The following is a 12,511-nucleotide window of genomic DNA, read 5'->3' as shown; positions in this document are numbered from 1 at the left end:
CCTAGCAGGCTGTTGAAGAAGTGCATTTGCGGGCGATGAAATTAGCATCGTCGCCGTTGTGGAAGCAGATTTGGCCCATGATCGAGCCGTCAGGTTGGATTTCGGCCCAGCCGTCGCCCTGAGCTTCGTCCATCTCGTCGTTGCCTTGCCAGGAGAATGCGACATGATTGCCGTCGGCCCCATCGAATATCTGCCCGGTGACGCAGCCGAAGGCGAATTCGCCGGAGCCATCTGCCGCGAACTCGATGTAGGCGGGCTCCATCATGTCGGCATAGTCCTCGACATAATCGGGCATTTCAACAATCCGCCAGCGGCCTGCGATGCTCATGCCGGCGCTGCCAGAAGCTTTGGCAAGCGGACCAGATTGTAGGCCGCAAGGTTCAGGGTGAAGGCCGCGCCCACACGGGCGCATCCTCGCAGCTTGACCTTGGCCTTGCCAGCAGAGGCTTTGATCCAACCGAACACTTCCTCGATCCGCTTTCGGCGGCGCTGGCTGACGGCATAGCCGGCGTGACAGCGCGTGCGGCCGTCGATAGCCGTTACGCGCGGCTTGCCGGTCTTGCTCAAATGGCCGTCGACGGCGATGTGCGGCGTGACCTTGCGCTCGCGCAGGTCCTTGACGAACTGGATTACATCATAGGCCTTCTCGGCCCCGAGCGTGATGCGCCGCCGCGATGGTCTGCGGTCCAACATGGCGAGCGCGGCCTCGCGCTCGGCTGTACCCGTGGCCTGGGTAATGCTGCCATCGACCGCCAGCCCGTGACGGTTCTCCATCAGCGCATGTCCCAGATAGCAGAGCTTCGCCGGCTGCCCGTCGCCCTTCTTGTAGAGCCGCGCCTGCGGATCGCTCGTGCTCTGGTGCGTGTCGTTGGAGCGCTTCTCCTTATGAAAGCCACGCTCGGCGTTACGGCCCATTCCATCCGGATCGTTGTCGCTGCCGTCCTTGCGGCGAAAGCTCTTGATCGAAGCCCAGGCCTCGATCAGCGTCCCGTCCACCGAGAAGTGATCCGACGACAACAGCCGCTTCACCCTTGGTTGCGCCAGCACCGCGCGCAGAAACTTCGCCGCGATCTCTCCTTCCAGCAGCCGATCACGGTTCTTGGTGAAGCTCGAATGATCCCAGGCGGGCTCGTCAACGCCCAGCCCAACAAACCAGCGGAACAGAAGATCAAACTCCATCCGCTCCATCAGCTGACGCTCCGAGCGAATGCCATAAAAGGCCTGCAACAGCATCGCACGCAGCAATCGTTCCGGCGCGATCGAGGGCCGGCCGAGCCCAGGCGGATAAAGCACCGCAAAATCGCTGTCCATCTCTACGAGAGCCGCGTTCACAATCTCCCGTATCACCCGAAGCGGATGATCCCGCCGAACCCGCTCCTCAAGGTTCACATAGGAAAACAGTGAACCTGTCCGTTCGTCCAATCCCCGCATCCACGGTCCCCAAATCATCAGGGCAACCAGTGAATCACGCTCCAAACAACCGCGCCAGAACTTCTTCAACAGCCTGCTAGACCGCGACACAATTCGGCGAGGCGGTTGACGCCGTCGCGAAGGCCCGTCAATCATCCGTCCAAAACGCGGCTTCAACAAAAGTTCGAAAGCAGGGAAGAAACGATGGAAAAAGCCGAAATCGGCCTGATCGGCCTTGGCACGATGGGCTCCAACCTGGCGCTCAACATCGCCGAGCACGGGCACCGCATCGCCGTCTTCAACCGCACGCCGTCGCGCACCGGCGCCTTCGTCGAAAACGCCGGTCCGCTGAAGGACATGGTTGTGCCCTGCTACAGCCTGGAGGAACTCGCCGCAGCGATCCGGCCGCCTCGGCCGATCATCATCATGGTGCTGGCCGGCAAGCCGGTCGACGAGCAGATCGCGGCGCTGCGCGGCGTGCTCTCCGACAACGACATCGTCATCGATGCCGGCAATGCCAATTTCCGCGACACGATGCGGCGCTTCTCCGAGCTGTCGGGCTCCGGCCTGACGTTTATCGGCATGGGCGTGTCGGGCGGCGAGGAGGGCGCGCGCCACGGGCCGTCGATCATGGTTGGGGGCACGGAAGACTCCTGGAAGCGTGTCGAGAAAGTGCTGATGGCGATCTCCGCCCAGTTCAAGGACGAGCCTTGCGCCGCCTGGCTCGGCACCGACGGCGCCGGCCATTTCGTCAAAACCATCCACAACGGCATCGAATATGCCGATATGCAGATGATCGCCGAGATCTACGGCATCCTTCGCGACGGCTTAGGCATGGGGCCGAAGGAGATCGGCAAGGTCTTCGACGGCTGGAACCAGGGTCGGCTCAACTCCTACCTGATCGAGATCACCGCCAAGGTTCTCGCAGCCGACGATCCCAAGACCGGCAAGCCGGTGGTCGACGTCATCCTCGACCGCGCCGGCCAGAAGGGCACCGGCAAATGGTCGGTCATCGAAGCGCAGCAGCTCGGCATTCCGGCGACGGCCATCGAGGCTGCCGTAGCGGCGCGCGTGCTGTCGTCGATCAAGGACGAACGGCAGGCGGCGGAAAAGGCCTACGGCAATATCGGCGTCGAGAAGATTTCCGGCGACAAGGCGGCGCTGCTGAAGGATCTCGAGCTGGCGCTGTTTGCCGGCAAGATCGCGGCTTACGCGCAAGGTTTTGCTGTGATGAGCGGCGCCTCAAAGGAATTCAACTGGAACCTGCCGATGCCGACCATCGCCAAGATATGGCGTGCCGGGTGCATCATCCGCTCGCAGATGCTGGACACGATTGCGGAGGCCTTCGGCTCAGGCGGCGCCTCGACCAATCTCCTGATGGCGCCGGCCTTCATCGCCATGATGAAGGAGGCGCATCCGTCGCTCAGGCGCATCGTGGCGCGGGCCTCCGAGGCCGGCTCACCGGTGCCGGCGCTGTCCTCGGCGCTCGCCTATTTCGACAGCTATCGCCAGGGCCGCGGCACGTCGAACCTGATCCAGGCGCAGCGCGATTTCTTCGGCGCGCACGGTTTCGAGCGCATCGGCGAGGAGGGGGCGTTCCATGGGCCGTGGGGAAGCGGCGCCGCCTAGAGTCAGGTTATGCCAGGGTGCAAAGGCGGCTTCCTGCGCTCTCGGTGCTACTCAAGCACGCTTCCGGTTCTCTGAAGCCGCCAACTCAGCCTGACCTGACTCTCAAGTCGCGCCAGTTCAACCCCGATAGGGCAGGACCTCGCTCGGTTTGCTCAGCGATTGCAGCGAGCCAGGTTCCTTGCCGCCGATCCAGCCGAGCACGGCGCGGGCAAGCTCGGAGCCGGCGAGCCGGAAATTCTCGTTCACGACCAGCAGTTCGCGCCGGAACAAATGCAGCAGTTCCGAGGACTGTTTCGACACCACGTCGACATCGCGGCCGAGTTTCAAGCCGGCGTCCTCGATGCCTGCAACAACGGCGAGCGTAGCGGCGGCGGCGCTGCTGACGATGCCGTCCGGACGGCTCTCGCGGCGCATGAGCTGCGCGGTTCGCATCCTGATCTGCTCGATCGTGTGGTCGATGGAGACGGTGTTGAACGGCACCTCGCTGGCGCCGACCTCGCTCAGCGCATCGGCAAAACCGTTCACCGTGTGGTCGTAATAGGTGAGGCCGACCGGCGGCGTCACCAGAGCCAGCCGGCGCCGGCCCATGCCGGCGAGATGGCGGACCGCCTCGCCGGCGAAAGCATAGTTGTCGAAGTCGTGATAGGGATGCACCAGCCCCATGTCGGTGCGGCCATGCGTGGCAAATGGGATGCCGCGTTCCAGCATATAGCGGGCGCGCGGGTCGTTGGGCTGCGTGCGTGAAATGATGACGCCGTCGGCCGAGCCCGTCTCCACCAGATAGCGGACCGGATCCAGCGGGTCCTGCGAGCGCGAATAGGGCGTGACGATCAGGTGATAGGGCGTGTCGGCGATCACCTCGGTGACGCCGTAGATGATGTCCGAGACGAAGCTCATCAGCTCGTGCTCGGTGTTGAGCACCAGGCTGATAACGTTGGTCTTGCCGGTCCTCAGCCTCACGCCGGCGCGGTTCGGGCGATAGCCGATCTGCTTGGCGACGAGCTGCACGCGCCGCCTGGTCTCGGCGCCGATCTCAGGCGCGTCCTTCAGCGCGCGCGAGACGGTGGTGACGCCGAGCCCGGTCATGAAGGCAAGCGTCTTCAGCGTCGGCCGTCCCTTAGCCGACGTGTCGTCGTCCTTCTCGGTTGCTCGTCTGTCCATTCGTCCCGCCCATCAGGCGCATAGCAGCCGCGAAGCCGGCCGGCAATCGCGCCCATCCATTTGCGCGGCCTTCAGCCCGTGACACGGTGCAATATACTGAAACGTTACAGATTGCCAACGCCCGTGATCATCGGGCAGGTCGCACTCGTTGTGGTCAGCGCCACAGGGGTGGGCTGAAAGCTGCTGAAATCATAAACAAATCTCGATTTAGCTCTGCTTTTTGTATCGATTGGCCGCACCAGCGACTCCCCGACAGGCCCTTTGGAGAGGATTTTGTTCACGCCTCGAAGAAATCTCATGCCGTCCCATTCGAGGGGTTGCCTATATTGGGCATTTGCCGTATCGAAAATCTGTAACGTTTCAGATTCTGGGAGGAACCGAAATGCGATACAAATTCCTGACCGCCGCGTTCGCCGCGACGGCCGCGCTGAACTTCGCCGGACCGGCGGCCGCGACCGATCTCGAAGTCACCCATTGGTGGACTTCGGGCGGCGAGGCGGCGGCAGTGGCCGAACTGGCCAAGGCGTTCGACGCGACCGGCAATCACTGGGTCGACGGCGCCATCGCCGGTTCCGGCGGCACGGCGCGGCCGATCATGATCAGCCGCATCACCGGCGGCGATCCGATGGGCGCCACCCAGTTCAACCACGGCCGGCAGGCGGAGGAGCTCGTCCAGGCCGGGCTGATGCGCGACCTCACCGATCTCGCCACCAAGGAAAAGTGGACGGAAATCGTGCGGCCGAAGAGCCTGCTCGACTCGTGCACCATCGGCGGCAAGATCTATTGCGTGCCGGTCAACATCCATTCCTGGCAGTGGCTGTGGCTGTCGAACGAAGCCTTCCAGAAGGCCGGCGTGCCAATGCCGAAGGACTGGAATGAATTCGTGGCGGCTGCGCCGGCGCTGGAAAAAGCCGGCATCATCCCGCTCGCCGTCGGCGGGCAGCCCTGGCAGGCGTCCGGCGCCTTCGACGTGCTGCTTGCCGCCGTCGGCGGCACCGACGCCTTCCTCAAGGTCTACAGGGACAAGGACGCCAAATTCGCAGGCGGTCCCGAGATCGCCAAGGTGTTCAAGGCCGCCGACGACGCCCGTAAGATGGCCAAGAACACCAATGTGCAGGACTGGAACCAGGCGACCAATCTGGTCATCACCGGCAAGGCCGGCGGCCAGATCATGGGCGACTGGGCGCAGGGCGAGTTCCAGGTCGCCGGCAAGACCGCCGGCAAAGACTACACCTGCCTGCCCGGTCTCGGCCTGAACGAGGTCATCGCCACGGGCGGCGACGCGTTCTACTTCCCGCTGCTCAAGGATGCCGACAAGGCCAAGGCTCAGGAAGTTCTGGCCGAGACGCTGCTCGACCCGAAGACCCAGGTCGCCTTCAATCTCAAGAAGGGCTCGCTTCCGGTGCGCGGCGACGTCGACCTCAACACGGCGAACGACTGCATGAAGAAGGGCCTCGCCATCCTCGCCAAAGGCGCGGTGATCCCGTGGACCGACCAGCTCTTGTCGCAGGACAGCCAGAAGCAGAAGGAGGATCTGTTCTCCGAATTCTTCGCCAAGCCCGACATGACGCTCGAAGAGGCGCAGAAGCGCTTCGCCGACATCATCGCGTCGGCCGACTGATCAACGGCGCCCCCGCCAGCTCCCGGCCCCCGCCTATCCGGGGTCGGGAGCGTGATGTCCTCATTGTCCCAGCCCGGCTGCCGAGATGAGCAACAGCGAACGCCCCAACCAGCTTTTACGCAACCTCAACGCCAAGGTCGCATCGATCCCGATGATCCTGACCGCGCTGGTCGTCTTCGTCGGCGGCACGGCCTGGACGGTGCTCTATTCCTTCACCAATTCGAAGCTCTTGCCGCGGCTGAACTTCGTCGGCCTCGACCAATATTACCGGCTATGGGCGACGCCGCGCTGGCTGGTGTCGATCGAGAACCTTTTGATCTACGGCGTGATCTCGCTGTTGTTCTCGCTGGTGATCGGCTTCATCCTCGCGGCATTGCTCGATCAGAAGATCCGCTTCGAGGACACGTTTCGCACGATCTTCCTCTATCCTTTCGCACTTTCTTTCATCGTCACCGGGCTGGTCTGGCAGTGGCTGCTCAATCCCGATTTCGGCATCCAGCGCGTCGTGCGCGACCTCGGCTGGACGAGCTTCAGCTTCGATCCGCTCTACAATTCCAGCATCGTCATCTACGGCATTTCGATCGCGGCGCTCTGGCAAGGCACGGGACTGATCATGTGCCTGATGCTCGCCGGCCTGCGCGGCATCGACGAGGACATCTGGAAGGCCGCACGGGTTGACGGCATACCGATGTGGAAGACCTATCTCTTCATCATCATCCCGATGATGCGGCCGGTCTTTATCACCACCTTGGTGATCATCGCCGCCGGCATCGTCAAGGTCTACGACCTTGTGGTGGCGCAGACCAGCGGCGGTCCGGGCATCGCTTCCGAAGTGCCGGCGAAATACGTCTACGACTACATGTTCTTCGCCCAGAATCTCGGCCAGGGTTTTGCCGCCTCGACCATGATGCTGCTCTCGGTGGTGATCGTCATCGTGCCATGGGCCTACCTCGAATTCGGAGGCAAGAAGCATGGCTGAAGCTGCTGCCTCCATGTCCAGTGACGCTCTTCGGCGCGAAGCCTCGTCGCGCGATGCATCGGGGCCGAGCGGAACGAAGCCGCGGCACGCGCTATCGCGCCGCAACATCTTCCTCTACGGCACGCTGATCGTCGTGGCGCTCTATTACCTGCTGCCGCTCTACGTGATGATCGTCACATCGCTGAAGGGCATGCCGGAAATCCGCCTCGGCAACATCTTCTCGCCGCCGCTGGAGATCACCTTCGAGCCGTGGGTCAAGGCGTGGTCGCAGGCCTGCACCGGGCTCAATTGCGACGGGCTGTCGCGCGGCTTCTGGAACTCGGTGCGCATCACCGTGCCGTCGGTTCTGCTGTCGATCGCGATCGCGTCGGTCAACGGCTATGCCTTGGCCAACTGGCGCTTCAAGGGCGCCGACACCTTCTTCATCATCCTGATCGTCGGCGCCTTCATTCCCTATCAGGTGATGATCTACCCGATCGTCATCATCCTGCGCGAGATCGGCATCTACGGCACGCTGACCGGCCTGGTGATCGTGCATTCGATCTTCGGCATGCCAATCCTGACGCTCCTGTTCCGCAACTATTTCACGTCCATGCCGGAGGAACTGTTCCGCGCCGCGCGCGTCGACGGCGCCGGTTTCTGGGGCATCTATCTACGCATCATGCTGCCGATGTCGCTGCCGATCTTCGTCGTCGCCATCATCCTGCAGGTGACAGGCATCTGGAACGACTTCCTGTTCGGCGTCGTCTACACCCGCCCCGACACCTATCCGATGACGGTGCAGCTCAACAACATCGTCAACTCGGTACAGGGCGTGAAGGAGTACAACGTCAACATGGCCGCAACCATCCTGACCGGCCTTGTGCCGCTCATCGTCTACTTCGTTTCCGGCAAGCTCTTCGTGCGCGGCATCGCCGCCGGCGCGGTGAAAGGATGATGATGGCAGCAGCGATCGCCAATCCCAGCGTTTCGATCCAGGACCTGTCGCTGAATTTCGGCGTCATGTCGGTGCTGAAGACGCTCAATCTCGACGTAGCCGAGGGCGAGTTCATCGTGCTGCTCGGGCCATCCGGCTGCGGCAAGTCGACCTTGCTGAACTGCATCGCCGGCCTGCTCGACATCTCCGAGGGCCGCATCTTCATCAAGGGCAAGAATGTCACCTGGGAGGAGCCGAAGGATCGCGGCATCGGCATGGTGTTCCAGTCCTACGCCCTCTACCCGCAGATGACGGTGGAGAAGAACCTTTCCTTCGGCCTGCGCGTCGCCGGCGTGCCCAAGGACGAGATCGCCAAACGCATCGCGCGCGCGGCGGAGATCCTGCAGATCGAGCCGCTGTTGCAGAGGAAGCCGTCGGCGCTTTCCGGAGGCCAGCGGCAGCGCGTGGCGATCGGGCGGGCACTGGTGCGCGACGTCGACGTCTTCCTGTTCGACGAGCCGCTCTCCAACCTCGACGCCAAGCTGCGGTCGGAATTGCGCGTCGAGATCAAGCTTTTGCACCGCAGGCTGCAGAACACGATGATCTACGTCACCCACGACCAGATCGAGGCGATGACGCTGGCCGACCGTATCGCGGTGATGAAGGGCGGCGTCATCCAGCAGCTCGATGCGCCCCAGACGATCTACAATCGCCCGGTCAACCGCTTCGTCGCCGGCTTCCTCGGCTCGCCGGCGATGAATTTTATCAAGGGGCACCTGGAAGCAAGCGACGCGCCGGTGTTCAAGGCCGACGGTGTTTCGGTGCCGCTCGGCCGTTATCAGTTCGACAACGAAGGCGGGCGCGCCGCCAAGCCCTGCGTGTTCGGCATCCGACCGGAGCATATCGCTTTTGGCGAAGCGGCGAGGGCCATGCCGTTCACCGCCGAGTCAACTGTCGAGATTGTCGATCCGATGGGCTCCGACACGCTGGTGTGGACGAAGCTCGGCGGCCAGATCCTCTCCTTCCGCGTCGAAGCCGACAAGACGCTGCGCAGCGGCGACGCGATCCGCATCGGCTTCGATCCGGCGCGCGCCTCGCTGTTCGACGCCGAGACCGACAGTCGCCTTTAACCTCCCAGACCACAACCTCCCGGAACCATCAAACAGAACGGACAGACAGATGAACTGGTCATTCCAACTTTACAGTGCCCGCAACTTCCAGCCATGGGACGGCGTGCTGAAAATGCTCGGCGAACTGGGCTACAAAGAAGTCGAAGGTTTCGGCGGCGTCTATGACGATCCCAAGGCTTTCCGCGCCGAGCTCGACAAGAACGGGCTCGCCATGCCGACCGGGCATTTCTCGATCGATGCGCTGGAGAAGGATTTCGACGGCGTGCGCAGGATTGCCGATGTGCTCGGCATCTCGCTGCTCATCTGCCCCTACCTCATGCCCGATGCGCGGCCGGGCGATGGCGCCGGCTGGCGCGGCTTCGGCGAGCGGCTTGCCAAGGTGGGCGACACCGCGAAGAAGGCCGGCTACGGCTTTGCCTGGCACAACCATGATTTCGAGTTCAAGCCGCTCGTCGACGGCTCGCTGCCGCAGGAGCACATCCTGTCCGCCGCGCCCGACATCGGCTGGGAGATGGACGTCGCCTGGGTGGTGCGCGGCGGCGCCGATCCGCTGCCCTGGATCGAAAAGCACGGCAAGCGCATCAGTGCCGTCCACGTCAAGGATATGGCGAAGCCGGGGGAGGGGCTGGACGAGGACGGCTGGTCGGATGTCGGCCACGGCACCATCGACTGGGCCGGCCTGATCAAGGCGTTGCGCGCGAAAAGCGCGACGAAGTACTTCGTCATGGAGCAGGACAACCCCAACGACATCGAGCGCTTCGCCCGTCGCTCGATCCAATCCGTCAAGAATTACTAGGACATACCATCATGGCAAACAAACTTGGCGTAGGCGTCGTCGGCTGCGGCAACATCTCGAAGGCGTATTTCTCGCTGGCGCCGCTCTTCCGCGGCATCGAGATGCGCGCCTGCGCGGACATCAACATGGACGCGGCGAAGATGCGGGCGAAGGAGTTCAAGCTTCGCGCCGAGACGGTCAACGACCTTCTCAAAGATGACGACATCGATATCGTCGTTAATCTCACCATTCCGGCCGTGCACTATGACGTGTCGAAGGCGGTGCTCGACGCTGGCAAGCACGTCTATTCGGAAAAGCCCTTCGTGCTGTCGGTCAAGGAAGGACTGGATCTCAAGAAGCGGGCGGAGAAGAAGGGGCTTCGCATCGGCTCGGCTCCCGACACGTTTTTCGGCGGCGCGCATCAGCTGGCCCGCGATCTGATCGACAGCGGCAAGCTTGGCAAGATCACCAGCGGCACCTGCCATGTGATGGGCCATGGCATGGAACACTGGCACCCCAATCCCGACTTCTTCTTCCAGCCGGGCGCCGGTCCGGTGCTCGACATCGGCCCGTACTATGTCACCAACCTGATCCAGCTGATCGGGCCGGTGAAGCAGGTCGCGGCTTTCGCGGCGACGCCGGCCAAGGAGCGCACCATCAGCTCCAAACCGCGCGCGGGCGAAAAAATCCCGGTCAACACGCCGACCACCATCCATGCGCTGCTGGAATTCGCGAATGGCGCGGTGGTGACACTCAACACCTCGTGGGACGTGTGGAGCCACGGCCATGCGCCGATGGAGCTCTACGGCGAGGCGGGCACCGTCTTTGTGCCGGACCCGAATTTCTTCGGCGGCGAAGTCCGCTTCACCGATGCGACCAAGCCGGTGAAGAAGCTTCCCAAGTGGGATCATCCGTTCGGCGTGCCCAATGAGATGCACAGCCAAGGCATGATGGCCAACTACCGCACGGCAGGTCTTGCCGACATGGCGATCGCGATCGGCGAAGGGCGGCCGCACCGCTGCTCGATGGAGCTTGCGCTGCATGCCGTCGATGTCATGACCGGCGTCCTGCGCTCCGGCGAAAGCGGCAAGTTCGTCGCCATGCAGACGACATGCGAGCGGCCGGCGGCGCTCGGCATCAAGGAAGCGAAGGCGCTGCTGGCGAAGAAAAAGTAGGTGGCAACCCCTCTCCCCGTTTCGGCGGGGAGAGGGTAAAGGTGCGGGGCGAGCATCGATTCAAGTCACCTAGCGGCGATCCCGGCCGCCTCTCCCAAGGATTCCCTATGCCCTATGTCGCCGCCGAGAATCGCTACGAGAAGATGATCTACAACCGCTGCGGACGGTCCGGCCTCAAGCTGCCGGCCATCTCGCTCGGGCTGTGGCACAATTTCGGCAATGACACGCCGCACAGGACCAAGCAGGCGATCGTGCGCAAGGCCTTCGACCTCGGCATTACGCATTTCGATCTCGCCAACAATTACGGCCCGCCGCCCGGCTCGGCCGAGACCGCCTTTGGCGAGATCCTGCGCACCGATTTCGCCGCCTATCGTGACGAGCTGATCATCTCGACCAAGGCCGGCTACGAGATGTGGGCCGGCCCCTACGGCGAATGGGGCAGCCGCAAATATGTGCTCGCGAGCCTCGACCAGAGCCTCAAGCGGATGGGGCTCGATTATGTCGATATCTTCTATTCCCACCGTTTCGATCCCGAGACGCCGCTGGAAGAAACGATGAGCGCGCTCGACCATGCGGTGCGCTCGGGCAAGGCGCTCTATGCCGGCATCTCCTCCTACAATTCGCAGCGCACCCGCGAGGCGGCCGACATCCTGCGGCGGCTCGGCACGCCCTGCCTGATCCACCAGCCGAGCTATTCCATGCTCAACCGCTGGGTCGAGGAAGACGGGCTGCTCGATACGCTGGAAGGGCTCGGCATCGGCTCGATCGTGTTCTCGCCGCTGGCGCAGGGCATGTTGACCGATAAATATCTCGGCGGCATCCCGGAAGGCAGCCGCGCATCCCAGGGCAAGTCGCTGCGTCCGGCCTTCATCAACGATAAGTCGGTCACCAACATCAAGGCATTGAACGCCATCGCTAGCCGGCGCGGCCAGACGCTGGCGCAGATGGCGCTGGCCTGGGTGCTGCGCAAAGGACGCGTGACGACGGCGCTGATCGGCGCCAGCCGGCCGGAACAGGTCGAGGATTGCGTCGGCGCTCTCAAGGCGCTCGACTTCAGCGACGCCGAGCTTGCCGAGATCGACACCTATGCGCGCGAGGCCGACATCAATCTTTGGGCGGCCTCCGCCGAGCGCAAGGGGCGTCCGCCACGCAAGTAGTGGCCCGCGCCGGGCCGCCAGCTGCGGAAACAGTGGCAAAGATGCGCGTTCGTCGCTATCTCATGGACCAAAGGCCGTTCGCGTGCGCAGTCGGCACGCGAAACGACGCGACGACCGGAGACAAGATGACGGCAAGGGATGCGCTGACCAAGAACCAGCTGTGGGTGCTTGAGAAGCTCGAAGCCGCCAGCGGGCCGCTGAGCGCTTATATGCTGCTCGACCAACTGCGCGAGCGCGGGTTCCGGGCGCCGCTGCAGGTCTACCGCGCGCTGGACACGCTGGTGAAGTCGGGCTTCGTGCACCGGCTCGAAAGCTTGAACTCCTTCGTCGCCTGCGCCGAGCCGCACGACCACAGTCATTCGATGACCGCATTCGCCATCTGCGACAGCTGCGGCCAGGTAACCGAAATGTCCGACCATGATGTCGACCACCGGCTGGACGAATGGGTGCGCTCGACCGGCTTCGCCGCCAAGAAGGCGGTGATCGAGTTTCGCGGGGTTTGCGCGAAGTGTAGAGCTGAGGCGGCTTAGCCCTCGAGTCGTCATCCTCGGGTCAAGC

Annotated in this window: 12 protein-coding genes; 9 read left to right on the top strand and 3 right to left on the bottom strand. The window is 63.3% G+C overall.

The features are described 5' to 3' along the window. Position 1 precedes the first annotated feature (1 nt). Positions 2-328, bottom strand: a complete 327-nt coding sequence (locus tag CK218_RS03225) for a hypothetical protein (protein ID WP_095781908.1) — start codon at positions 326-328, stop codon at positions 2-4. Continuing rightward, complete coding sequence (locus tag CK218_RS03220) at positions 325-1,431, bottom strand: IS5 family transposase (RefSeq protein WP_095826806.1); 1,107 nt, start codon at positions 1,429-1,431, stop codon at positions 325-327. The genes CK218_RS03225 and CK218_RS03220 overlap by 4 nt, the downstream gene beginning before the upstream one ends. 183 nt (positions 1,432-1,614) lie before the next feature. On the opposite strand from CK218_RS03220, the gene gndA reads away from it, so the two are divergent. Continuing rightward, entirely contained in the window at positions 1,615-3,039 is a 1,425-nt protein-coding gene (gndA, locus tag CK218_RS03215) for an NADP-dependent phosphogluconate dehydrogenase (protein WP_095826805.1), read from the top strand. Positions 3,040-3,156: 117 nt separating this feature from the next. Here gndA and CK218_RS03210 read toward each other — a convergent pair whose 3' ends face one another. Then, positions 3,157-4,200 (bottom strand): LacI family transcriptional regulator, encoded by a 1,044-nt coding sequence (locus CK218_RS03210; RefSeq protein WP_067318936.1) that lies wholly within the window; start codon positions 4,198-4,200, stop codon positions 3,157-3,159. Positions 4,201-4,582: 382 nt separating this feature from the next. Here CK218_RS03210 and CK218_RS03205 point away from each other — a divergent pair, with 382 nt between their 5' ends. The 8 genes from CK218_RS03205 to CK218_RS03170 all read left to right on the top strand — a co-directional run bounded on the left by CK218_RS03205 (position 4,583) and on the right by CK218_RS03170 (position 12,483). After that, positions 4,583-5,821 carry an ABC transporter substrate-binding protein gene (locus tag CK218_RS03205; protein ID WP_067318935.1) on the top strand — a complete coding sequence of 413 codons (1,239 nt, stop codon included), beginning with the start codon at positions 4,583-4,585 and terminating at the stop codon, positions 5,819-5,821. Between the two features lie 85 nt (positions 5,822-5,906). After that, positions 5,907-6,800, top strand: a complete 894-nt coding sequence (locus tag CK218_RS03200) for a sugar ABC transporter permease (protein ID WP_067004111.1) — start codon at positions 5,907-5,909, stop codon at positions 6,798-6,800. 13 nt (positions 6,801-6,813) lie between these two features. Further along, positions 6,814-7,737, top strand: a complete 924-nt coding sequence (locus CK218_RS03195; RefSeq protein ID WP_095783605.1) for a carbohydrate ABC transporter permease — start codon at positions 6,814-6,816, stop codon at positions 7,735-7,737. Beyond that, positions 7,737-8,846, top strand: coding sequence for an ABC transporter ATP-binding protein (locus tag CK218_RS03190; protein ID WP_176478014.1), 1,110 nt, complete (start codon positions 7,737-7,739; stop codon positions 8,844-8,846). The genes CK218_RS03195 and CK218_RS03190 overlap by 1 nt, the downstream gene beginning before the upstream one ends. Positions 8,847-8,895: 49 nt before the next feature. After that, entirely contained in the window at positions 8,896-9,642 is a 747-nt protein-coding gene (locus CK218_RS03185; RefSeq protein WP_095826804.1) for a sugar phosphate isomerase/epimerase, read from the top strand. A gap of 11 nt (positions 9,643-9,653) precedes the next feature. Then, entirely contained in the window at positions 9,654-10,796 is a 1,143-nt protein-coding gene (locus CK218_RS03180; RefSeq protein WP_095783546.1) for a Gfo/Idh/MocA family oxidoreductase, read from the top strand. Positions 10,797-10,903: 107 nt separating this feature from the next. Next, positions 10,904-11,953, top strand: a complete 1,050-nt coding sequence (gene mgrA / locus CK218_RS03175) for an L-glyceraldehyde 3-phosphate reductase (protein WP_095826803.1) — start codon at positions 10,904-10,906, stop codon at positions 11,951-11,953. A gap of 125 nt (positions 11,954-12,078) precedes the next feature. Then, the gene (locus tag CK218_RS03170) at positions 12,079-12,483 is read left to right on the top strand and encodes a Fur family transcriptional regulator (protein ID WP_095826879.1); all 405 of its coding nucleotides are present in this window, start codon (positions 12,079-12,081) and stop codon (positions 12,481-12,483) included. Positions 12,484-12,511 lie beyond the last annotated feature (28 nt).

It is taken from the genome of Mesorhizobium sp. WSM3879 (assembly GCF_002294915.1).
Lineage (GTDB): Bacteria > Pseudomonadota > Alphaproteobacteria > Rhizobiales > Rhizobiaceae > Mesorhizobium.
The sequence above is the reverse complement of the archived record's forward strand: the minus strand, read 5'-3'. Positions and strand labels throughout refer to the sequence as shown.

Coding starts and splice junctions, on each gene's coding strand:
- CK218_RS03185 (WP_095826804.1), top strand. CDS start 8,896: ATGAACTGGTCATTCCAACTTTACAGTGCCCGCAACTTCCAGCCATGG.
- CK218_RS03220 (WP_095826806.1), bottom strand. CDS start 1,431: ATGCGGGGATTGGACGAACGGACAGGTTCACTGTTTTCCTATGTGAAC.
- mgrA (WP_095826803.1), top strand. CDS start 10,904: ATGCCCTATGTCGCCGCCGAGAATCGCTACGAGAAGATGATCTACAAC.
- CK218_RS03195 (WP_095783605.1), top strand. CDS start 6,814: ATGTCCAGTGACGCTCTTCGGCGCGAAGCCTCGTCGCGCGATGCATCG.
- CK218_RS03225 (WP_095781908.1), bottom strand. CDS start 328: ATGAGCATCGCAGGCCGCTGGCGGATTGTTGAAATGCCCGATTATGTC.
- CK218_RS03180 (WP_095783546.1), top strand. CDS start 9,654: ATGGCAAACAAACTTGGCGTAGGCGTCGTCGGCTGCGGCAACATCTCG.
- CK218_RS03205 (WP_067318935.1), top strand. CDS start 4,583: ATGCGATACAAATTCCTGACCGCCGCGTTCGCCGCGACGGCCGCGCTG.
- CK218_RS03170 (WP_095826879.1), top strand. CDS start 12,079: ATGACGGCAAGGGATGCGCTGACCAAGAACCAGCTGTGGGTGCTTGAG.
- CK218_RS03210 (WP_067318936.1), bottom strand. CDS start 4,200: ATGGACAGACGAGCAACCGAGAAGGACGACGACACGTCGGCTAAGGGA.
- gndA (WP_095826805.1), top strand. CDS start 1,615: ATGGAAAAAGCCGAAATCGGCCTGATCGGCCTTGGCACGATGGGCTCC.
- CK218_RS03190 (WP_176478014.1), top strand. CDS start 7,737: ATGATGGCAGCAGCGATCGCCAATCCCAGCGTTTCGATCCAGGACCTG.
- CK218_RS03200 (WP_067004111.1), top strand. CDS start 5,907: ATGAGCAACAGCGAACGCCCCAACCAGCTTTTACGCAACCTCAACGCC.